Annotated in this window: 20 protein-coding genes and 1 riboswitch; of the genes, 10 read left to right on the plus strand and 10 right to left on the minus strand. The window is 46.3% G+C overall.

From position 1 onward, the window contains the following. Window positions 1-166 precede the first annotated feature (166 nt). From MKX36_RS23490 to metE, 4 genes are all read left to right on the plus strand, one after another. The gene (locus MKX36_RS23490) at window positions 167-637 is read left to right on the plus strand and encodes an AbrB/MazE/SpoVT family DNA-binding domain-containing protein (RefSeq protein ID WP_017428580.1); all 471 of its coding nucleotides are present in this window, start codon (window positions 167-169) and stop codon (window positions 635-637) included. Window positions 638-929: 292 nt separating this feature from the next. Next, window positions 930-2,879: an anaerobic ribonucleoside triphosphate reductase gene (locus MKX36_RS23495; RefSeq protein ID WP_340865852.1), complete on the plus strand. Its 1,950-nt coding sequence runs from the start codon at window positions 930-932 to the stop codon at window positions 2,877-2,879. After that, window positions 2,876-3,373 (plus strand): anaerobic ribonucleoside-triphosphate reductase activating protein, encoded by a 498-nt coding sequence (gene nrdG / locus MKX36_RS23500; protein WP_318300763.1) that lies wholly within the window; start codon window positions 2,876-2,878, stop codon window positions 3,371-3,373. The genes MKX36_RS23495 and nrdG overlap by 4 nt, the downstream gene beginning before the upstream one ends. Before the next feature lie 189 nt (window positions 3,374-3,562). Continuing rightward, window positions 3,563-3,758, plus strand: a riboswitch (cobalamin riboswitch). 158 nt (window positions 3,759-3,916) lie between these two features. After that, a complete protein-coding gene (gene metE / locus MKX36_RS23505) occupies window positions 3,917-6,235 on the plus strand; it encodes a 5-methyltetrahydropteroyltriglutamate--homocysteine S-methyltransferase (RefSeq protein WP_340865854.1) in 2,319 nt (772 codons plus the stop codon). Between the two features lie 87 nt (window positions 6,236-6,322). Here the strand turns inward: metE and MKX36_RS23510 are convergent, their stop codons facing one another. Next, window positions 6,323-6,856 carry a DUF6985 domain-containing protein gene (locus MKX36_RS23510; RefSeq protein ID WP_117288782.1) on the minus strand — a complete coding sequence of 178 codons (534 nt, stop codon included), beginning with the start codon at window positions 6,854-6,856 and terminating at the stop codon, window positions 6,323-6,325. Window positions 6,857-7,236: 380 nt separating this feature from the next. On the opposite strand from MKX36_RS23510, the gene MKX36_RS23515 reads away from it, so the two are divergent. From MKX36_RS23515 to MKX36_RS23535, 5 genes are all read left to right on the plus strand, one after another. Beyond that, window positions 7,237-7,566, plus strand: coding sequence for a PadR family transcriptional regulator (locus tag MKX36_RS23515; protein ID WP_016822768.1), 330 nt, complete (start codon window positions 7,237-7,239; stop codon window positions 7,564-7,566). Then, window positions 7,559-8,110 carry a DUF1700 domain-containing protein gene (locus tag MKX36_RS23520; protein WP_017428577.1) on the plus strand — a complete coding sequence of 184 codons (552 nt, stop codon included), beginning with the start codon at window positions 7,559-7,561 and terminating at the stop codon, window positions 8,108-8,110. The genes MKX36_RS23515 and MKX36_RS23520 overlap by 8 nt, the downstream gene beginning before the upstream one ends. 4 nt (window positions 8,111-8,114) lie before the next feature. Then, entirely contained in the window at window positions 8,115-8,966 is an 852-nt protein-coding gene (locus MKX36_RS23525) for a DUF4097 family beta strand repeat-containing protein (RefSeq protein ID WP_031462404.1), read from the plus strand. Between the two features lie 117 nt (window positions 8,967-9,083). After that, window positions 9,084-9,803 carry a 3-ketoacyl-ACP reductase gene (locus MKX36_RS23530; protein ID WP_016822765.1) on the plus strand — a complete coding sequence of 240 codons (720 nt, stop codon included), beginning with the start codon at window positions 9,084-9,086 and terminating at the stop codon, window positions 9,801-9,803. A gap of 185 nt (window positions 9,804-9,988) precedes the next feature. Further along, window positions 9,989-10,426 (plus strand): AbrB/MazE/SpoVT family DNA-binding domain-containing protein, encoded by a 438-nt coding sequence (locus tag MKX36_RS23535; protein ID WP_013373561.1) that lies wholly within the window; start codon window positions 9,989-9,991, stop codon window positions 10,424-10,426. Between the two features lie 69 nt (window positions 10,427-10,495). Here MKX36_RS23535 and MKX36_RS23540 read toward each other — a convergent pair whose 3' ends face one another. Next, window positions 10,496-10,954, minus strand: coding sequence for a hypothetical protein (locus MKX36_RS23540; protein WP_019688890.1), 459 nt, complete (start codon window positions 10,952-10,954; stop codon window positions 10,496-10,498). A gap of 121 nt (window positions 10,955-11,075) precedes the next feature. On the opposite strand from MKX36_RS23540, the gene MKX36_RS23545 reads away from it, so the two are divergent. Next, window positions 11,076-11,237 carry a hypothetical protein gene (locus MKX36_RS23545; RefSeq protein ID WP_162835285.1) on the plus strand — a complete coding sequence of 54 codons (162 nt, stop codon included), beginning with the start codon at window positions 11,076-11,078 and terminating at the stop codon, window positions 11,235-11,237. 24 nt (window positions 11,238-11,261) lie between these two features. On the opposite strand, the gene MKX36_RS23550 is transcribed toward MKX36_RS23545, so the two are convergent. The 8 genes from MKX36_RS23550 to MKX36_RS23585 form a co-directional block, all read right to left on the minus strand. Next, a complete protein-coding gene (locus MKX36_RS23550; RefSeq protein WP_340865861.1) occupies window positions 11,262-12,371 on the minus strand; it encodes a nitric oxide synthase oxygenase in 1,110 nt (369 codons plus the stop codon). 150 nt (window positions 12,372-12,521) lie between these two features. Further along, window positions 12,522-12,998, minus strand: coding sequence for a Dps family protein (locus MKX36_RS23555; protein WP_017428614.1), 477 nt, complete (start codon window positions 12,996-12,998; stop codon window positions 12,522-12,524). Window positions 12,999-13,351: 353 nt separating this feature from the next. Further along, a complete protein-coding gene (locus MKX36_RS23560; RefSeq protein WP_290402516.1) occupies window positions 13,352-15,073 on the minus strand; it encodes an adenine deaminase C-terminal domain-containing protein in 1,722 nt (573 codons plus the stop codon). Between the two features lie 28 nt (window positions 15,074-15,101). Beyond that, window positions 15,102-16,160: an ABC transporter ATP-binding protein gene (locus tag MKX36_RS23565; protein ID WP_017428616.1), complete on the minus strand. Its 1,059-nt coding sequence runs from the start codon at window positions 16,158-16,160 to the stop codon at window positions 15,102-15,104. 16 nt (window positions 16,161-16,176) lie between these two features. Next, a complete protein-coding gene (locus MKX36_RS23570; RefSeq protein ID WP_013312456.1) occupies window positions 16,177-16,965 on the minus strand; it encodes an ABC transporter permease in 789 nt (262 codons plus the stop codon). A 6-nt stretch (window positions 16,966-16,971) separates the two neighbouring features. Then, the gene (locus MKX36_RS23575; protein ID WP_167437891.1) at window positions 16,972-17,793 is read right to left on the minus strand and encodes an ABC transporter permease; all 822 of its coding nucleotides are present in this window, start codon (window positions 17,791-17,793) and stop codon (window positions 16,972-16,974) included. Between the two features lie 27 nt (window positions 17,794-17,820). Beyond that, a complete protein-coding gene (locus MKX36_RS23580) occupies window positions 17,821-18,750 on the minus strand; it encodes a nucleoside hydrolase (protein ID WP_016822758.1) in 930 nt (309 codons plus the stop codon). Then, on the minus strand, window positions 18,750-19,823 hold the full coding sequence (locus MKX36_RS23585; RefSeq protein ID WP_340865862.1) for an ABC transporter substrate-binding protein: 1,074 nt from the start codon (window positions 19,821-19,823) through the stop codon (window positions 18,750-18,752). The genes MKX36_RS23580 and MKX36_RS23585 overlap by 1 nt, the downstream gene beginning before the upstream one ends. Window positions 19,824-19,908 lie beyond the last annotated feature (85 nt).

Raw genomic sequence — 19,908 nt, forward strand, 5'->3', positions numbered from 1 at the left:
TAACGAAAAAGGAGTACACCAGCAACAATACCGAAAACATCCTAAATTGGATGAAATACAAACCGCGGCATACGAGAAAAAAAGTTACAATTTCTTTTTCTTATATAAAGCTAAAAATGATATTTTTTGGTATAATCAGGATATATCATTGAAGGAGGAAGCGCTGATGAAAAATACCGGAATGACACGGCCTCTGGATCAGCTGGGGCGAATTGTACTCCCTAAGGAAATGCGCACCACTATGGATATCAATATCGGTGATTCGCTTGAATTCTTCGTAGATGAAGAAGGATTTGTATTAAGGAAATACACGGGTGTCTCCTGCAAATTTTGCGGCGCAGTGGATCATTTAACTTATTTTCGGGACAGCTTTATTTGCGCTGATTGCATCCAGTTATTAAAGAACGATGAACATGTACATGCCACAAGCAATGATGCCATCCAGGCTCAAGAACATACCAAATCGAACCAAGCCAACACTACCTGGCAGCCCAAGCATTCCAGAGTGCAACAAGGTGAAATGGTAAAAAAGCTCCGCAAGCTGATTCAGGAGCATCCGAACCTGCCACAAAAAGTGTATGCAGAAATGCTCGATATTTCCCAAGGCCGTGTGTCCCAACTGAAAAAGCTGCTCTAAACCTTCTAAAAATTTTTTTCCCAATATCATATACGATGTACTCGAAAACCTACTTATTTCACTGTAACTACAATGGCCAGGTGTAGAGTAAGGTGCATATCTGTGGATGTGTCCCTTATTCTATACCTGGCCTTTTCCTGCTTCTCGCCTCTATCAATGTGACAATAGTCACATACTCTCAATGTCTACGTATATACAATATATAGATCGAAACAATTGGTTATCACTAGATATCATCAATATGTTGTTTTTGTGAAAAATATATATTTTTTACTATATGGAGGGTTTTACGATGAAGGTGCTGGAGGAACATCATTTATACGACATCGGTGAGCGAGTCATTGGGGCACAAGATCTGGACATGCTGCGGGAGAATGCAAATTTAAATGGAGAATCGTTCAGCGGCAAAATGAGCAAGCTTGGCTCGGAATATGCCAAATGGTATGCGCGCCTGCGTGTGCTTCCGCCTGAATTAACAGACGCGATTGACCATGGATATGTATATGTTCACGATTTGGACCAATATGCGCTCGGAACTACAAATTGTATCTTTATCCCATTTGGTCGTTTGCTACAAGACGGTTTCAATACAGGCAATGGCTCTGTACGCACACCGCAAACAATTATGTCTGCTATGGCACTGGTCGCCATCATATTCCAGTCTCAGCAAAATAGCCAATTTGGTGGTGTCTCTGCCAATAAAATAGATTGGGATCTAGCTCCATACGTTGCTCGTTCCTTCCGCAAGCACCTGCGCAAAGGACTCCGGTTGTTCAAGGAAGAAATAGACTCCAACTGGTCTGATGACGAACTGCATTTAGCCAATACCCATTTGCAAGAAGTCTGCCCTCGTTCATACTCATTTGCCTATGAGGAAACGGAAACAGAAACCCGGCAGGCCGCCGAGTCGCTCATTCATAACCTGAACACGATGAGCAGTCGGGCAGGGGGGCAAATTCCGTTCACTTCACTGAATTACGGGATGTGTACGTCTGCTGAAGGTCGGCTTGTTTCGCAATCGCTGCTGGAAGCCACGATTCGCGGACTGGGCAGCGGGGAAACTCCTATTTTCCCACAACATATTTTCCAATGTAAAAAAGGAGTCAACCAGGCAGAAGGCGATGTCAACTACGATTTGTTCTTAAAAGCGGTAGAATGCTCCAGTAAGCGGATGTATCCCAACTTTGTGAATGTGGATGCTACCTTCAATCTGCCTTATTACCGCGCAGATGACCCGGATACCATCATTGCCACGATGGGCTGCCGTACCCGTACCATTTCTGACCGTTTCGGCAGAAACCGCCAGAGCGGCAAGGGCAATCTCTCATTTAATACTATTAATCTGGTACGGCTCGGGATTGAATATGGTATTTGCACAGGCAAGCGTCTGACACCTGACCGTGACCGCTTTGACGCGAGACTGGAAGAGGTTATGCGAATTGCAGTGGACGGTCTAATCCATCGCTATCATATCCAGACCAGCCAGCCAGCCAAAGCCTCGGACTTTATGATGCGCGAAGGGGTATGGGAAGGCGGAAAAGAACTGGCACCTGATGAGAAGGTGGGAAGCGTCCTAAAGCACGGTACGCTTTCGATCGGATTTATCGGGCTGGCTGAGTGTATGAAAGCATTATACGGAAAACACCACGGAGAGGATGATTTTGTATACCGTGAAGCACAGCGAATCATCACCTCCATGCGCGTGTATTGTGATCGAATGAGTGAACATCACAATCTAAATATTACACTGTTTGCGACGCCTGCCGAAGGGCTGTCGGGCAAGTTCACATTGCTGGACCAACGTGACTTCGGAGTTATTCCTGAGGTCAATGACCGGGAATATTACACGAATTCCTTCCATATTCCGGTGTATTACAAGCTCCCGGCTGCTCGTAAAATCAGCTTGGAGGCTCCGTTCCATAATCTATGTAATGCGGGTGCAATTTCATACATTGAGCTGGACGGTAATGCGCGGAATAACCCGGAGGCGTTTCTTAAAATTGTTCAATACGCGCTGCATCAGAACATTGGCTACTTCTCCATCAACCATCCGGTGGATCGTTGTACGGAATGCGGCTATGAAGGGATTATCGGGACAAGCTGTCCTCAATGCGGCACGGATGAGGAACACACGCATTTTCAGCGTTTACGTCGGGTAACCGGATATCTGACAGGTGATTATACCGTTCGTTTTAATGCTGCCAAGCAAGCCGAAGTTCGCGACCGGGTGAAGCATAAGTGAATTTTTGCGGCTATATTCCAGAATCTCTGAATGAAGGATACGGCCTGCGCACCGTTGTATTCATTAGTGGTTGCCGCCATGCCTGTCCCGGCTGCTTTAATCCAGCTTCGTGGAACTTTCGCGCAGGGGAGCCATTCACGCCTGAGCGTCAACAGGAGGTCATCCGTGATATCATGGATAATCCGCTGTTGGACGGATTGACTCTCTGCGGGGGAGATCCTTTTTTCTCAGCAGCAGAATGCTCGCAATTTGTACGTGACTTCCGCGCGGCTTGTCCCGACCGAACCGTCTGGGCCTACACAGGCTTTGTCTACGAAGATCTGCTCATGGATCAGGAGCGACAGGAGCTGGCACTATTGTGTGACGTGATTGTAGATGGCCGTTTTGTTGAACAGCAAAAAGATCTGACCCTCCCCTTTCGGGGCAGCCGTAATCAGCGCCTGGTAGATGTGAAAGCCAGTACTCAAGCAGGTTACACCGTTTCATTAGCTTAAAGGCGATGTTCTATTTAGCAAGATGCTATACCAAAGACAAGTCCCCCACGATGGGTTGGGCTTGTCTTTTTTGCATATAACTAACAGATTCCACTCCAGTTTCTATTACTGTTTCTATTGCACATCCTGTGAGTTTCACTTATGATGGTGAACAAGTATACGAGTGCATAATTATTCGTCATACCTTAATCTTATAGTTTGGAAATAGGTGTCTGTTCTATTCAGATCAGACTTAAAAGGGAAGCCGGTGCAAATCCGGGACGGTCCCGCCACTGTAAACGGGGAATGTTCAGCTGCTCATACACCCACTGGTCCACAGACCGGGAAGGGATGCTGAACGTCATGATCCGTAAGTCAGGAGACCTGCCTATTTTAACAACATCGCAGTACCTACGGAAGATAGGGAGGTGTTAAGAGCAGTCGCCGTATTTTTGAATTTTAATCGCGGAGGCATTCTTTCCCCTACTTATTTTTAGCCTTGGGGACAGAATGCCTTTTTTGGTACGTAAAAATAAACTGGCTACCACTTAGGAGGAAACCTACATGTCCATTAACGAACGATCTACATTGTCCGGTTTGACTAGCAGTAATCTGGGATATCCGCGTATCGGCGGGAACCGGGAATGGAAGAAAGCACTGGAGCGCTTCTGGCAGGGTAGTATTAACGAAAGTGAACTGCATAGTGAGATGAAAAGATTGCGTCTGGAGCATCTGAGCAAGCAACGTGACAAAGGGATTGATCGCATTCCTGTCGGAGACTTTTCCTATTACGATCATGTGCTGGATACATCTGTGATGTTCGGTCTCGTACCCGAACGGTTCAACTATCGTCCTACAGGTCCGGTTCCTCTGTCTGTGTATTTCGGGATGGCACGTGGGCAGAAGGGAGCTACCGCCAGCGAAATGACCAAATGGATGAATACCAATTACCACTACATCGTTCCCGAATTGGAAAATGCGGCTCCAGTGCTCACTGAAAATAAGCCCTTACTCGCTTATCGTGAAGCAAAGCAGGAGCTAGGTATTGACGGTAAACCGGTTCTCATCGGTCCCTACTCATTTGTTGTTTTATCCAAAGGCTATGATCGTAAGGATCTGGCCTCTATTATACGAACCTTCCTGCCTTTATACGCCCGAGTCCTGTCCGAACTAGCAGCAGAAGGCGTACAATGGGTCCAAATCGATGAACCTGTCCTGACCACCTCATTCCCAGTAGAGGATCTGGATATTATTCAGGAGGTCTATGAAGCTTTGACCCAAGCTGCTCCCTCCTTAAACATCATGCTGCAAACCTACTTTGGTAGCCTAGATCATTATGAGCGTCTGACTGAACTTCCGGTCCAGGGACTGGGTCTTGATTTTGTCTATGATGATGGCGAAAATCTCCAGCATATATCGCGACATGGCTTCCCCAAAGGGAAAACGCTGGGTGCTGGTGTCATTGATGGGCGCAATATATGGCGCAGCGACCTGAATGCCGTGGCTGCGCTGTTGGGCCAGTTAGCAGAACAAATCAATGCAGAACAGCTTATCGTGCAGCCATCGTGCAGTCTGCTGCATGTGCCGGTCAGTCTGGAAGCAGAGCACAAGCTGGACCGAGAGCTGGTGCATGCCCTAGCCTTTGCCGATGAAAAGCTGGATGAAATCGCAGTCTTGACGGCTGCACTTGGTAAGCATGATCCATCCGCACTTGCCAAGCTTGAGCAAAGTGCGGAAGCGGTAGCCCGCTTCAACAGCTCAGCGGCAAGGGTACAGACAGCTGCCGATTTGGCCGACCTGTTGGCAAAGGAGCCACTATCACGCAGCGTTCCTTTCGCCGAGCGCCGTATAATTCAGCAAAATAGGCTGAAGTTACCCCCACTGCCTACGACGACCATCGGCAGCTTCCCGCAAACTGCTGAGGTTCGCAAGGCCCGTCTGTACTATCGCAAAGGAGAATGGTCTGCCGAGCAATATCGGGCATTCATCCAGCAGCAGATCAAGGAATGGATTGATATCCAAGAGGACATTGGCATAGATGTGCTTGTACATGGGGAATTTGAACGGACTGACATGGTTGAGTTTTTTGGCGAAAAACTAAAAGGCTTTGCTTTTACACAAAACGGATGGGTGCAATCTTACGGCTCCCGCTGTGTTAAACCGCCGATTATTTACGGAGATGTGTCGTTCGATCAACCAATGACTGTGGAAGAGACGGCATTTGCCCAATCGTTAACCTCCAAGCCAGTTAAAGGAATGCTTACAGGCCCTGTGACCATTTTGAACTGGTCCTTTGAACGCAATGATATTCCACGCAGGCAAGTTGCTTTGCAATTAGCTCTGGCATTACGGGCAGAGGTAGAGGCACTCGAACAAGCGGGTATTAGCATGATTCAGGTGGATGAACCCGCAATTCGCGAAGGGCTCCCGTTGAAAAAAGAACAACAGCGGGCCTATCTGGATTGGGCGGTTCAAGCCTTCCTTGTGACCACGGCCACTGTTGAACCTGCGACCCAAATCCATACACACATGTGCTATTCCGAATTCCAAGATATGATCCAGTCCATTTCAGACATGGATGCCGACGTGATTTCTATTGAAACCTCTCGTAGTCATGGTGAACTGATTGTTAGCTTTGAGGATCAGGTGTACGACAAAGGCATCGGTCTGGGCGTGTACGATATCCACAGCCCGCGTATTCCTGATGAATCAGAAATGCTAAGCATGATTCAGCGTGCCTTGCGCGTACTGCCAGCAGATTTGTTCTGGGTTAATCCAGACTGTGGGCTGAAGACCCGTACCAAGGAGGAATCTGTTGCCGCGTTGCGGCAAATGGTACAGGCGGCTCAAGCAGCCCGAGCCGTGCTGTCTGTATCCAACTAATATTTTTATTGTATCCAATCACGTCATTATATCCATCATATCCTATTCCCTTTTCGGTCTTTCTATTAGAGACCGGAAGGGAGTTATTTATTCCAAGTCATATAATGTATATAAACCTTGAATATGCTCGATTTTTAGCTGCTTCAGATGTATACCTAAGCCATGCTCTCGATCCCAGGAACAATTAAAATTCAAATATAGTTCATCCTTTTCCGATGAGTCGGAAATCAGTATAGATATAAGCTGCATTCGATCCAGCAATTGCTCTGGTCGCTCCACATAAGGCGCATATTCATTAGGGTCCTCTCCCCATGAGCTGTATGCCTTCCGATACTTTTCCACGATGTCTACATAATGATGGTATATGGACTCCAATACTTGAGGATGGATCGCTGACGAACATGCCATATACTTCTCCCATGTCTTTCTCTGAGGTTCCGTAGGTTCTTCTATAGCCTGTGCCTGTTCTTCAGAGTCGGCTCCCACGATAAATTCGACTTCTACCTCCGACGGATGCCCGCAAAAATCAAGATGTACCACACCACGCAGTACAACCTCCTCCGACACATCCCAAGTCTCATCATCCTGTTCCAATTCCCTATACCAGTGCTTCCAGTCCATCCTTTATCCACCTCTTCATAATAGGTAATCTTTAGCTCTATTGAACACTTTACAATCTATCATTTTAATGAATGAAATTAAAGTAACATTCTATGGGTGTTTCCAGCCAGAAATCGAGGAATTTCTAAATAAAACTACTTTATTCTACAAGATTTGCTATTCGTGTAAGCCTTCAAGAAAGAAAACCGGCCCATTTTGACCCGAAGATTTTATTATTAAAAATTTAGTACCTTGCATTAATCAGTACATGATGTTAAATTATACCTGACTACTGATTTATAATTAGTACCCGTGACAAATTATGCACAAACACACGTTTCTTCCCCTTATTCCGAACGACACCTATGAATTATGATTACATCAGGAAGGGAGCATCGCTCGTGAATGTGAACATCCAATTCAAAAAAGGGGTACTGGAACTATGCGTTCTAGTTCTAATTGGACGTAGAGACCGCTATGGCTACGAATTGGCTCAAGCCGTCTCCCGTCATATCGAAGTAGCAGAGGGAGCCCTATATCCACTGCTTCGCCGTCTGGTATCCGAGGGATACTGCACGACGTATTTACAGGAATCGACCGAGGGCCCGCCCCGTAAATATTACCGGCTGACCGATACCGGCAGCCATTATACAAGATTACTTACACGGGAATGGAATGATTTTGTCCATCATGTCGCAAGCCTACTGAAGGAAGGAGATCCTGATGAATAGAAAACAGTTTCTTACAGAGGTGGAGCAGCGCCTATCTCCTCTCCCTGCAGAGGTACGCCATGAGTTGCTTAGTGATTTGAGCCAGCATTTTGACTACGGCTTGGCCAATGGAAAAAGCGAAACTGAAATTGCCCATGAGTTGGGGAACCCAGAGGATATTGCCCGAGAAGCATTGGATGTTCCCAATGTAGGCTGGAACGCTTCCCCTCCACTTCGCCAAGGAAGCTTCGCACGCAATCTTTTTACTTTCTTAGGGCTGCTGTTTCTCAACTTGTTGATCTCCATCCCGATTCTAGCTACCCTATGGGCGGTATGGGCTTCATTAACCGCAGTGGCGGTCAGTTTCGTTGCAGCCCCTCTACTCGCCGTCACTGATTATGCGCTCAACAGCACCTTTTACCCAACCAAATTCTTCTTCTCCATCACGTTAACAGGTATGGGGCTATTGCTGCTGCCTGGGGTACGTTATCTCCTACTCCTTATGGTAAAGGGCACAGTGCGATACTGGAAATGGAATCAGACTACCCTGAGGGGAGCTTACTAACAACATGAATAAAATGTGGTTTATTGCAGCTGGATTGTGCATTGTCATCGGTGTAGCCGGAATGGTGGTCTACGGTGCTCCATGGAATCAACAAGTAATGAAAGAAACAACAGCTATAAATAAAAAATGGACATTCACACGTGGTCAGCTTCAAAACCTGAAAGTGGACAGTTCTGATGATGTTTCTATTTTGTTCACTCCTGGCTCTGGCGACCAAGGTACGATACGCATCAGCGGAGAAGTTCAGACAAAAGTAGCCGACCAGATTCATAATGCCCGAATTGAGAACGGTAAGCTTACCATTCAATCGAAGCCGGCCCCTTCCTTGTCATTCTTTTCGTTTACCCCTGATTTGGATCAAACGATTACTGTAGAGATGCCTGCTGGGGAAACACTAGCTGATCTGCAGGTAGATACACATTCAGGAAATGTAAAACTTCAAGATGCCTCCGTGGAGAATACTTCTATTACTGCTACCTCAGGCACTGCCGAGATTACAAACCTCCGAAGTACCCACCTGATCGCAAATCTAACATCCGGTAACTTTATAGCCAATCAGCTTACAGCAGATATGGAGCTAAAGCTTACTTCAGGAGATGTCACCATCCGCGATTATAGCGGTAACGGCCTTCTATCCCTAACCTCAGGGGAATCTAATATTACGCAACGCACCGTATCCAACTTGGAAGTGAATTCTGATTCCGGTGATGTAAATATTAAGCAGGCTCCCGATTTTAAAGGTGTCTATAATGTCCACTCTGACTCTGGAAGCATAAACACTCCCGAATCTGTTCCCGGCGCCGCGAGCGTGATCAAGGTCGAAACCACTTCAGGGGATATTGATATTTCCAAATAGGAGGCTACTACATAATGTCTCATCAGGCGAAGTTTGGTTCAAGGGGTTTAACCTAGTATAATGTAACCATGTGCTCAGATGCACAACCACGTTATATAGTGATAAGGAGGAGACTGGATGGAACTTAAAAACAAAACAGCCATTATTACAGGAGCCAGCAAAGGAATTGGTAAGGCAATTGCCGAGACCTTGGCCAAGGAAGGCGTTAATCTGGGGTTAATCTCACGCACATTGACCGACCTACAAAAGCTGCAGGATTCACTGGGAAGTACATACGGTGTGAAAGTGGTGAGTGCTGTTGCAGATATATCAGATCGTACACAGGCCGCTGCTGCTGTAGCTTCACTGGAGCATGAGCTGGGTGCCGTCGATATTTTGATCAACAATGCAGGCATCGCCACCTTCGGCACAGTCGCAGATATGGACCCCGAAGAGTGGGAACGTATTATTCGCGTAAACCTGATGGGAACCTATTATGTTACACACGCCGCTCTTCCAAGCATGCTGGCACAACAGAGCGGAAATATTATTAACATTTCCTCCACAGCAGGGGAACGAGGTTTTGCAACAGGCTCGGCATATTGCGCATCCAAATTTGCTTTGATGGGCTTCACGGAAGCACTGATGCAGGAAGTTCGCAAATCCAATATTCGGGTAACCGCGCTGACTCCAAGCACGGTCAATACAGAATTGGCGGTAAATGCGGGATTGAATATTGGTGACGAGGACCGCATGCTTCAGCCGCAGGATTTGGCCGATCTGACATTAGCTGCATTGAAGCTGCCGCCACGGGTTCAATTAAAAGTAGCCGGCATTTGGACAACCAACCCACAGTAATTCGACATGACATCTTAGATTCATTGGCTGCACCAAGCTCCGGCAGACGTAATTGTTCGTCATGCCGGAGCTTTTTTTAGGATAGCTATACCAAAACAAACTGTAATATAAGCGCTTTGTACTTCCAGCATACATAACATACAATTCCAGCAACCATAAGCGCATTCCAAGAAAGGGGAAAAATGATGAAGAATACAGGAATGACACGACCACTAGACCATTTGGGACGCATTGTGCTACCCAAAGAACTGCGCACTTCTATGAATATTAATATTGGAGATGCTCTCGATTTTTTTATTACACCAGAGGGACTGATGATTCGCAAGTATACGGGGGTTTCTTGTTATTTTTGTGGTGCCGTTGATCATTTAAGCTATTTCAGAGATCATCTGATATGCAAGAGTTGTATTGAGAACCTGAAGAGCGATAATCCCTCCAGTCATTTGAGTGAAGCACGTCCTGTCCAGCCGAAGAAAAGAAGGAGCTACAGAAATCAGAATGAGCTCCTGAATAAACTTAAGCAGCTCATGGAGGAATACCCTAATGTCTCTCAAAAAGAATTAGCCGAAATGCTGGAATTGTCTCAAGGTCGCGTCTCACAGCTTAAAAAGCTGCTCCTTTGAATCTATCCGTTCACCTCGTTTGTTAAAAATAATAAAAAAAGAGCCTGTCGGCTCTGGAATCATTCATTATTACGCAATGTCAGACTGCTCCATAATCGGGACTCGATAGGCAAGCAGGGACTCGTCTATTACGGCAGAAATAAACGATGCTTCTATTTCAGGCACCAGTCTAAGCGCATAGTTCCATGCGTTTTCCTCAATTTGCAGCGCAAGCCGTTGCCGGGTCCCGATCATGTTCTCTTGCTCCATCGCATCGGAGAGACCCTCTAATTCAGTATCGGCGGCGTGCCCGATCTCATGCGCAAGCACAACCGTAAAATACTCCTCAACTCGATCCGCGCTGCCGAACATCTGTAAACATTGTGTTTCAATAACATCCGTATACATGGTAATGGCGTGAGCATGCATAGCATATTTGCCCCCAATTAGCCGTCCACCAGGAAAACGTTTCTCCAGCTTCACTGTTACGCCTATAGCAGCCCGTTCCAAAAGCTCAGCGACAATGCGCTCTGCCTGATTTCTCTCCAACTTAGCTTCGCTCCTCAAACCAAGATATATAAAGTTATATTTACGATATAACTTATGAAATTATGAATGTACTCATACAATACATAGTACGATATTATACCTTTTTACAAAGGAGAATACCATGCCAGAAGATTATTATTTAGGCTGGGGAACACTTGCCCTTATTAATGCCGGGTTGGCACAGTCCAAAAATCGGAGCAGGCTTAACTGGTTTGCGCTCTCACTACTTATAGGGCCGATCGCGACCTTATTGATCGTTGTATGGGATAAACCGGAGTCCTGATCCAGCAATTAGTCTCCCGTTAGGTTAACCAGAATGAAAAGGACAACCTTGCGGCTTTTCCTGAACTCCAAAATTCGGCTTCACAAGCCGATTATCGTAAGAACTATGAAAAATATGTGTGGTTGCTGGGGATAATGGTGGAATCAACCACGTCCAATTACCTGTCAGTGCGCGGCCAGCCTTGGCTTCCCGTTCCTCAAACAACTTAAATTGGGCCGCTGCGGTATGATGGTCAACAATGCTGACCCCCGCTTTTTTAAAAGAATGCAGCACAGCAATGTTCAACTCCACCAGCGCCCGATCACGCCATAGCGTTGTTTCACTCGTCGTATCCATCCCCATCAGTTTTGCCACCTGTGGCAACATATTATAACGGAAGGTATCCGCAAAATTACGGGCACCGATTTCTGTTCCCATATACCAGCCGTTAAACGGAGCTGCTGTATAGATGATACCGCCAATCTCCAGTGTCATATCCGAAATCATAGGCACAGCATACCAGCGCAATCCCAGAGTGGCTATACAAGAGAGTTCTGGATGCTCAATAGGCACCTCCATCACCAAATGTTCAGGAATATCAAAGAACTTGGGAGGCTGACCCCCCGCTTCCACAACCAGCGGCAATACATCAAAAGCAGTCATCGCTCCTTGCCACCCCATATCCCTACAAGCATTGGTGAAATCCACCGAGATTGGATCCCCGATGACCCCTTGAGCCGTTTCATATCCAGCGTAACGAATGAGTTGATGGTTCCAGATACGAATATTCGGCTGTCCCAACTGGGAGGCACGAAATACAGTAAGCGTTGGCTTAATTTTACCGCCGTTTGTTCCTATACGGATATGCTCCAATAGCTCGTGAACTACTTGCGTCGCATCTGACGCTCCACGTGCATCCCTGACCAATAGCTTGTCCCAAAACAATCGACCGATACAACGATTGCTATTCCGCCAAGCCATAAGTGCCCCGTGTTCCAGCTCTTCGTAAGTATGATCGTATGTTCCAGTAGTCTCTATGTCGTGACGAATATGAAGAAGCCGGGCTTCCGCATCATCGCGGCTTCGACCCAGCTCCTCATAACATGTATATATAAACTGCTCCGCTTCATGCAAAAGCTGTTGTTTCACTTCCATAACCTACACCCCATCCCGGCAGCTCACTTCCTTATGAGCCTGTGGTCTTCCATGCTTCTTTGTCATTATACTCCAGTAGCAGGCCGGAACCAACGGGATGTATATCTTGTTCACCTGATCTCCATATCCGTGGAAAACACTCCCAGGAACTTATCCCAGATATGCGCTAAGCATCCAGATATGTTTATCCATTTCTTCTCTCAAGCCATTCAGAAGATCCTCTGTCGCTTTGTCCTGTGCCGCTTCTGCTGCTTCCATACCATTAGCCAGTTCAACAGTAATCGTTTTAAAATCGGCTACAACGGACTTCACCATATCTTCAGCTGTCTGCTCGCCTGCGGACTCCTGAATAGCTGACAGTTGCAAATGCTCCTTCAAGGTCGCAGCAGGACGGCCACCAATAGCCAACAAACGTTCAGCAATCGTATCTAGATTAGCTGTTGCTTCGTTGTAAAGCTCCTCGAATTTAGCATGCAGTGTGAAGAATTTAGGTCCTTTTACATACCAGTGGAAATAATGCAGTTTTGTGTACAATACAGACCAAGTAGCCACGTGTCGGTTCAATGCCTTGTGCAGTTCTTGAATTGCCTCTTGTGTAGGTGCGTTCGTATGATTTAATGTACTCATGTGTAAAATCCCCTCTCGTTATGATTCATAGTATAGTTGAGTGATGCTTGATACTCGCTAGCAGTAGTGTCTGATTTTCTTCTAAATCCCATGCGTAAAACTAAAAAATAATTAGCAATTAATTTAGACTTAATCTAAATCCTGTTTTAATTATAACACTATGTTAGTGTTTTTCAAGCACTTTATTAGAGTTTAATCATGAAGATTATGTGAAGTTCCAATTGATTAATATTCATCAAGTACTCCCAACGCATCATAAATAGGTTACAACAATAAGCCTCTACAAGATGTTAATTTTGTCTGCTACATAATAAAAAGAGCCGACCCGCAATGGATCAGCTCTACTTTTATTCTTATATTTCAGAAGGTTCCACGATTAAGGATACAACTTTGCCTGCATTTACATCAATCAAGCCGTGATCGGTAATTTTCAAAGCCGGGCTAACTGGCAAAGAATGAGTACTGAGCGACATGATTGGATTGTAATGGCGATAGCCCAGCGACAGTAAGGCTGAACGCAGTTCCTTCACATGGGCAGCAACCATTTCTAGTGGTCCTTCTGTTAAAATTCCGCCCACCGTTAACGGTAAATGGGACAGCACCTTGCCATTTTCAACTACGCAAAAGCCCCCTTGGCTGGATAAAACCGTATTCGCGGCCAATATCATATCTTGCTTGTTATGCCCCACGACCAACAAGTTATGGTTATCGTGCGAATAGGTGGTTGCCACTGCCCCGCGTTTAATCGTATCTCCCCCGATCAAACCGTAAGCACGGTTGCCGTTCTTGCCATACCGCTCAAACGTAGCAATGAGTCCATGTTCACCATGTTCCCATACCAGTTCACCCTGCTCTACTTGTGCAGGTGCAATCCGTTCGCTTGTAAAAGTAGATCCATCCTTGACCATCATAATACGGCATGGATGTGCGCCATCAGCTACATCCAACTTTACAGTAAAGTCCTGCTCCGTAAGCGGATTGAGCTTCACACTTTGATAAAAGTGGGCGGGAAAGCAACTTTTTACCGGTGCCTGATGGTATTCCTCGAATTTATCGAATACCTTGAGTCCGTCCTTATAGACTTGCTCTACATCAAATTGCTCCAGATCCGATAGCAGCACGAAGTCGGCTATTTTCCCTGGCGCAATGGTCCCGCGGTCATGCATACGCATCCGGGCAGCAGGAGTATACGTCGCTGCATAAATCGCATCCTCAGGCTTCATTCCCATCCCGATCGCTTTACTTACGATGTGGTTCAGATGCCCTCGCTCTACGAAAGAGTCCGGCATTACATCATCCGTTACGAAGCAAAAATGTTGTGCCACGTCTTCCTGAATGAGATAGTCCATCACCTCAGGGGTCATGGATTTTTCCTGGATCTCAATAAACATCCCGGCGGCCATTCTGGCCTTCATACCCTCAATGCTTTGGTGGGTATGGTCTGAGCCTATTCCTGCATAGATCAACTGATGCAGATCCAGATCAAGCAACTGCGGCGTATGGCCTTCAATGATCAGCTCTGGGTAGTTTTCACGAACGTGACGTAAGATGCGGTTCGTCTTGCTCTCCGGATCACGAATGACATCCACATAATTCATAATTTCACCCAGACAGATCATCTCACCCGTTTGTAACAAAGCATCAATTTCGGGGATGTCAATTTCACCCCCTGAGGTTTCCAAAGGCGTCGCTGGGACAGAGCTAGGAATCCCGTAAAACATATCAGCTACGCAATCCTTGCTGGCCTCCATCATTTCCTGAATGCCTTCCAATCCGAAAACATTCGCCATTTCGTGCGGTTCCGGTACAATCGTCGTGACCCCATTGCGAATGAGTCCATAGGAAAAGGTCGCTGGGGTCACCATGGTACTTTCGATATGCAAATGGATATCGATTAGGCCGGGAATCATATATTTCCCGTGCCCCTCCACAATTTCAACAGCCTCAAAAGACTCCAGACCACGCTGACCGATATACATAAACTTGCCGTCAAGTATAGCCACATTGCCTTCCTCGAACGTCTTGTAGTAACTGTTATACACCTTCACTTGTAAAATCATTTTGTCTGCACGCATGATGTATCTCCTTCATCGAACCCGCTGATTATTGGACCAGCACCATTTTGTCTGCCGGAAAATGCAGGGTAACCCGTTGACCACTCAAGTAAGGCGTATCCATTTCCTGATTAGCCGTAAAGTTTCCCTTCGCTGTCTCTACCACATACTGATAGCTGCGCCCCAGGTAAGTACTTACCTTAATGACACCGGGAAGCTCATTTTCTCCTGTCTCGTTGCCTTCTGTTCGAATGACCAAATCATCCGGGCGAATAGCGCCTTGGCGAGCACCTGGTTGGACTGTACCCTGATTACGCACTACGCTAAACGAAAGGTCGCCTGTATTCAGTCGAATACGTTCCCCTTCTTCAGTGCGCTCGTCAAAGCTTAGAAAATTATTAAACCCAATAAAGCGGGCGACAAATTCGGTCGTCGGATATTTAAAAATGGTCGATGGAGCATCTAATTGCTCGATGTTCCCCTTATTCATAATCGCAACCTGGTCAGAAATCGAAAAACATTCCTCCTGATCGTGCGATACATATACGGTAGTGATGCCCAGTTCCTGTTGAATACGGCGGATTTCTACGCGCATATTCACACGCAGGTTAGCATCTAAGTTACTCAAAGGTTCATCAAACAGCAGCAGATCGGGTTCAATTACAAGCGCTCGTGCAATCGCCACACGTTGACGCTGCCCGCCTGATAATTCGCCGGGGAAACGTTTTTCAAATCCCCCCAGGCTCACCGTATCCAGCATAGTCATAACGCGTCGTTTTACATCATCTTCTTTTACTTTACGCAAGCGTAAACCAAAGGCTACATTATCAAAAACTGACAAATGCGGGAAAAGCGCATAACTTTGAAATACAAAACCGAAGTTCCGTTTATTCACTGGAACCCGGGTATAATCCTTATCACCAAACAAAAATGTTCCTTGTTTAGCTTCGAGAAATCCTGCAATAAGACGAAGTGTAGTCGTTTTGCCACAACCACTCGGTCCGAGCAACGAGAGCAATTGCCCCCGTTCGAGCTGCAAATCGAAATCCTGCAAGATCAGTTGGTTGTCATAAGCGACCGAGACGCGATCCAGAGTAAGCAGTGCCATAAGGTTGAAGCCTCCATTACCTTTTAGTGAAGTAAGACAATCCCATCAGTCGTTCAATCAAGAACATCAGGATACCCGTTAAAATCATCAGCATAACCGAGATCGCTGCAATCGTCGGGTCAAAGTAATTCTCGACGTAAGTCAGCATTTGAATAGGCAGGGTGCTGAAGCCCGGTCCTGTCATGAAGACGGAAATGTCGACATTGTTGAATGATTCCAGAAAGGCAATCAGGATAGCCGCAATAATACCTGAGCGGATGTTGGGTAGAACCACCTTGAAAAAGGTTTCCAGCCGTCCAGCTCCCAAACTAAGCGCTGCTTCCTCAATCGCAAAATCAAAGTTAGACAAACTGGATGCAATGACCCTTATAATGAACGGCAACATAATCACTGTATGTCCGATCAAAAGTCCAGCGTATACCGGCAAATGGTACACAATGATCAAATAACGCAGCAATGTAAAACCAAGCACAATACCTGGTATAAGTAACGGGGAAAGGAACAAGGCATTCAGCGCATCCTTCCCGCGAAAGGAAAACCGACTAAGTGCATAAGCGGCTGGCATACCGATTAACAACGCCAAGATATTGCCCAGCAGAGAGACGACAATCGACGTTTTGAACGTGGACATAAACAAATCCACTTCAAAAATATTTTCATACCAGCGCAAGGAAAAGCCCTGCGGAGGAAATTTTAATACCGTGCCCGGCTCGAAAGAAGTGACCGATATGATCAACAGCGGACCGAGCAGAAAGATGAAGACCAGCAGGCTAAAGAAGCCTAGTCCGTAATGTTTCTCCCGCATATCCACCTACCCCTTCGGATTGAGTTTATGGGCCGCCTTATTTAAGAGACCGACCACGATAAATGTAATAGCAATCATAATTGTTGCGATAACAGAAGCTAAAAACCAGTCGTTAAGCGTCATCGCATTTTGATACAAAAATGTAGCGATAACCCGCTGTTTTCCTCCCAGCAGTGCTGGGGTCGTATAAGCCGTCAGGCTGCCTACGAAAACAAGAATGCTTCCAATGATCAGACCCGGAACAGACAGCGGGAATACAATTTTACGAAATGCGCTGAATCTGGAAGCTCCAAGACTCTGAGCAGCATGGACAAGATCACCGTCGATATTTTCAAGCACACCAATTAGTGAAATAATCATCAGCGGCAAAAACAAATGGACCAGACCAATAATCATCGCTGCCGGGGTGTATAAAATATTCAGCGGCTCATCCACGAGTCCTAAACTCATTAGCACGTTGTTTAATAACCCCTTGCGACCCAAAATGACCATCCAGCTGAATGATCGCACCACCGGACTAGTCAACAAGGGGAAGATAGCCAGCGCCAGCAAAATCCCTTTACGACGCGGGGCCTTTCGTGAAATATAGTAAGCCGTCGGAAAACCGAGCAATACGCATACGAGAGTCGTTACGACACTGACCTCCAGCGTAGTCAGCAATATTTTCAGAAAATAAGGGTCCTTGAAGAAATGGAGATAGCCTTCTAAGGTGAATGAGCTGTTCTGTACGAAGGTCGAACCGATCGTCAACACAATCGGAATGACCATGAACACCGCCAGAAAGAGCAAACCTGGCAGCAGCAGCCAATACAAGTATGTTTTCTTCATGGGTAGCTCCTTGCGGTTATCAAAATGTTATTCCTTGTTCAGCACCTGGATAAACAGTTCCAGAAAAGCTTCGCTGTCCACCTGTTCGCACACAGTCATATTGGGACTATGATTGAGGCGGTTCTGCACATCGCCTACCGTTTGTCCGTCACATATGCGACTGGAGGTTTCCACGTCGACATATAACAGCGAGGTATCAACTATCCTCGAATTCAATGCCACACCTACGGCAAGCGGGTCATGAAGCGCACACGCTTTTACGCCGTTGCGTTCTTCATAACGCTTGGTATACACGGCCGTGCTTTCAGCTACATAATTACGAATCTCTGGACGGGTCAGACGAGCAATATGATCGGCAGTCAGCAGCGCCTTCCGTGTTACATCCAGCCCCACTTGTATCAATCGACCAAATCCTGCGTGAAATACGATCCGTGCGGCTTCAGGATCAGCGTACATGTTATACTCCGCTACAGGTGTGATATTGCCGCATCCGTGAATAACGCCGCCCATAAAAATGACCTCATGGACGTGATCCGTCAGATCGGGACACTTCAGCAGCGCCAACGCCAGATTGGTGAGCGGTCCGGTGCAAACCAGCGTTACTTCCCCCGAGTGAGCCATCACAGTCTCAATGATAATATCTGGTGCGAAACCTTCGGATGCAGAGATGGCTGGGACTATTCCGCTCAATGCGCCTCCGATGCCGTCTTCTCCATGAACACGGTGCTCGTGCAGGCCTTTGCGTATTAATGGAGCCTCTGCCCCCCGATAGACCGGAATATCCGGTCTATCCAGCAGGTTGAGGATTTTGCATGTATTCAGTGTTGCTTGTTTAAGTGAAACATTACCGCATACTGTAGTAATCGCTTGGATATCCAGCTGACCACTTTTGGCCGCAAGTAAAATACCCAACGCATCATCAATGCCTGTATCTACATCTAATATGATCTTTTTCATTATTGTGCAACTTCCCGGTTCCAGCGATCTGTCCATGCCTTGATATGATCGTTAACGAATTTCATATCCAGCTTGGTCAGCTTATTCACTACATCTGCACCGTACGTAATTCCCTCTGTATCCGCACCAGACAGTACCACCTGTGTATTCACCGGAGAATCGACCTTTGCTTTGGCGGATTTTTCTTGAACTTCCTTGTTCAGCTGCCAGTTGATGAACTCCTCAGCCAGCTCCTTCTGGTCAGACCCTTTTACTACATTAACTGTGTTCATTACTGCGTAGGCACCCTCGTTAGGAGCCACAAATTTCGCCCCTGGCACAGCTGCCTGCAAATCTTTGAAGTACATTTCCATAATCGGACCGCCCGCAATTTCCTGCTGGCTAAACATGTTTACGAACTCAGACGTTTTACTATAAAACTTAACAATATTCGGACTCAGCTCTTTCAGTTTCCCAAAGGCTTGGTCTTCATTAAATTCCTTGCTACCCGCTACCTTGGAGGCCGCATCCACCATCATCGGTCCAGCCGTTGCCGTAATATTCGGCAGAGTCACGTTTCCTTTGAATTCAGTGCCCCACAGATCAGTCCAGGAGGTCACATCTTTTTTCACCAGCTCCGGATTATAGGCAATACCGAGGCGTCCAACTGTATAAGCAGGTCCATATTCCTCACCCAGCGGTGCTTTGGCAATATCATAAATTTGGTTCAAGTTCGGCACTTTACTGCGATCCAACTTCTCGAATAGCCCTTGTTGAATCCCCTGTTGGGCATAATAATCAGACAGATAAATCAGATCGACATCCGTGCTGCCTTGACTGATTTTGTTCAATCGCTCCGCATTATTTCCGATTTCTACAACAATATCAACGTTATGCTCCTTTTCAAAAGGTGCGTACACTTCTTTATTAAAAAAGTCCTCGGAGAAGCCCCATGTGGAAATAACTAGTTTCTTTTTCCCATCAGCTGAGCCATCTTTTCCATCTGCCTGACCACCAGTAGCATTGCTGCCGCAACCTGCCAGTACCACAGATGCCAAGGTCACAGCCATAAATCCTTTAAACCACTTTTTCATATGAAACTCCCCCTGTTTTTTATTCTGCATACCTTATGACACAAAAAAGAAAAGTACTCTTGTAAAACAAGAATACTTTTCTTCG

It is taken from the genome of Paenibacillus sp. FSL W8-0439 (assembly GCF_038008995.1).
GTDB lineage: Bacteria > Bacillota > Bacilli > Paenibacillales > Paenibacillaceae > Paenibacillus > Paenibacillus polymyxa.

What these genes read in the sequence shown, in the direction of transcription:
- MKX36_RS23550 (WP_340865861.1), bottom strand. Translation starts at nt 12,371, where the DNA reads ATGGAAGTGAAACAACAGCTTTTGCATGAAGCGGAGCAGTTTATATAT.
- MKX36_RS23490 (WP_017428580.1), top strand. Translation starts at nt 167, where the DNA reads ATGAAAAATACCGGAATGACACGGCCTCTGGATCAGCTGGGGCGAATT.
- MKX36_RS23580 (WP_016822758.1), bottom strand. Translation starts at nt 18,750, where the DNA reads ATGAAAAAGATCATATTAGATGTAGATACAGGCATTGATGATGCGTTG.
- MKX36_RS23585 (WP_340865862.1), bottom strand. Translation starts at nt 19,823, where the DNA reads ATGAAAAAGTGGTTTAAAGGATTTATGGCTGTGACCTTGGCATCTGTG.
- MKX36_RS23565 (WP_017428616.1), bottom strand. Translation starts at nt 16,160, where the DNA reads ATGGCACTGCTTACTCTGGATCGCGTCTCGGTCGCTTATGACAACCAA.
- MKX36_RS23510 (WP_117288782.1), bottom strand. Translation starts at nt 6,856, where the DNA reads ATGGACTGGAAGCACTGGTATAGGGAATTGGAACAGGATGATGAGACT.
- MKX36_RS23530 (WP_016822765.1), top strand. Translation starts at nt 9,084, where the DNA reads ATGGAACTTAAAAACAAAACAGCCATTATTACAGGAGCCAGCAAAGGA.
- MKX36_RS23545 (WP_162835285.1), top strand. Translation starts at nt 11,076, where the DNA reads ATGCCAGAAGATTATTATTTAGGCTGGGGAACACTTGCCCTTATTAAT.
- metE (WP_340865854.1), top strand. Translation starts at nt 3,917, where the DNA reads ATGTCCATTAACGAACGATCTACATTGTCCGGTTTGACTAGCAGTAAT.
- MKX36_RS23560 (WP_290402516.1), bottom strand. Translation starts at nt 15,073, where the DNA reads ATGCGTGCAGACAAAATGATTTTACAAGTGAAGGTGTATAACAGTTAC.
- MKX36_RS23535 (WP_013373561.1), top strand. Translation starts at nt 9,989, where the DNA reads ATGAAGAATACAGGAATGACACGACCACTAGACCATTTGGGACGCATT.
- MKX36_RS23575 (WP_167437891.1), bottom strand. Translation starts at nt 17,793, where the DNA reads ATGAAGAAAACATACTTGTATTGGCTGCTGCTGCCAGGTTTGCTCTTT.
- MKX36_RS23520 (WP_017428577.1), top strand. Translation starts at nt 7,559, where the DNA reads ATGAATAGAAAACAGTTTCTTACAGAGGTGGAGCAGCGCCTATCTCCT.
- MKX36_RS23555 (WP_017428614.1), bottom strand. Translation starts at nt 12,998, where the DNA reads ATGAGTACATTAAATCATACGAACGCACCTACACAAGAGGCAATTCAA.
- MKX36_RS23570 (WP_013312456.1), bottom strand. Translation starts at nt 16,965, where the DNA reads ATGCGGGAGAAACATTACGGACTAGGCTTCTTTAGCCTGCTGGTCTTC.
- MKX36_RS23495 (WP_340865852.1), top strand. Translation starts at nt 930, where the DNA reads ATGAAGGTGCTGGAGGAACATCATTTATACGACATCGGTGAGCGAGTC.
- MKX36_RS23525 (WP_031462404.1), top strand. Translation starts at nt 8,115, where the DNA reads ATGAATAAAATGTGGTTTATTGCAGCTGGATTGTGCATTGTCATCGGT.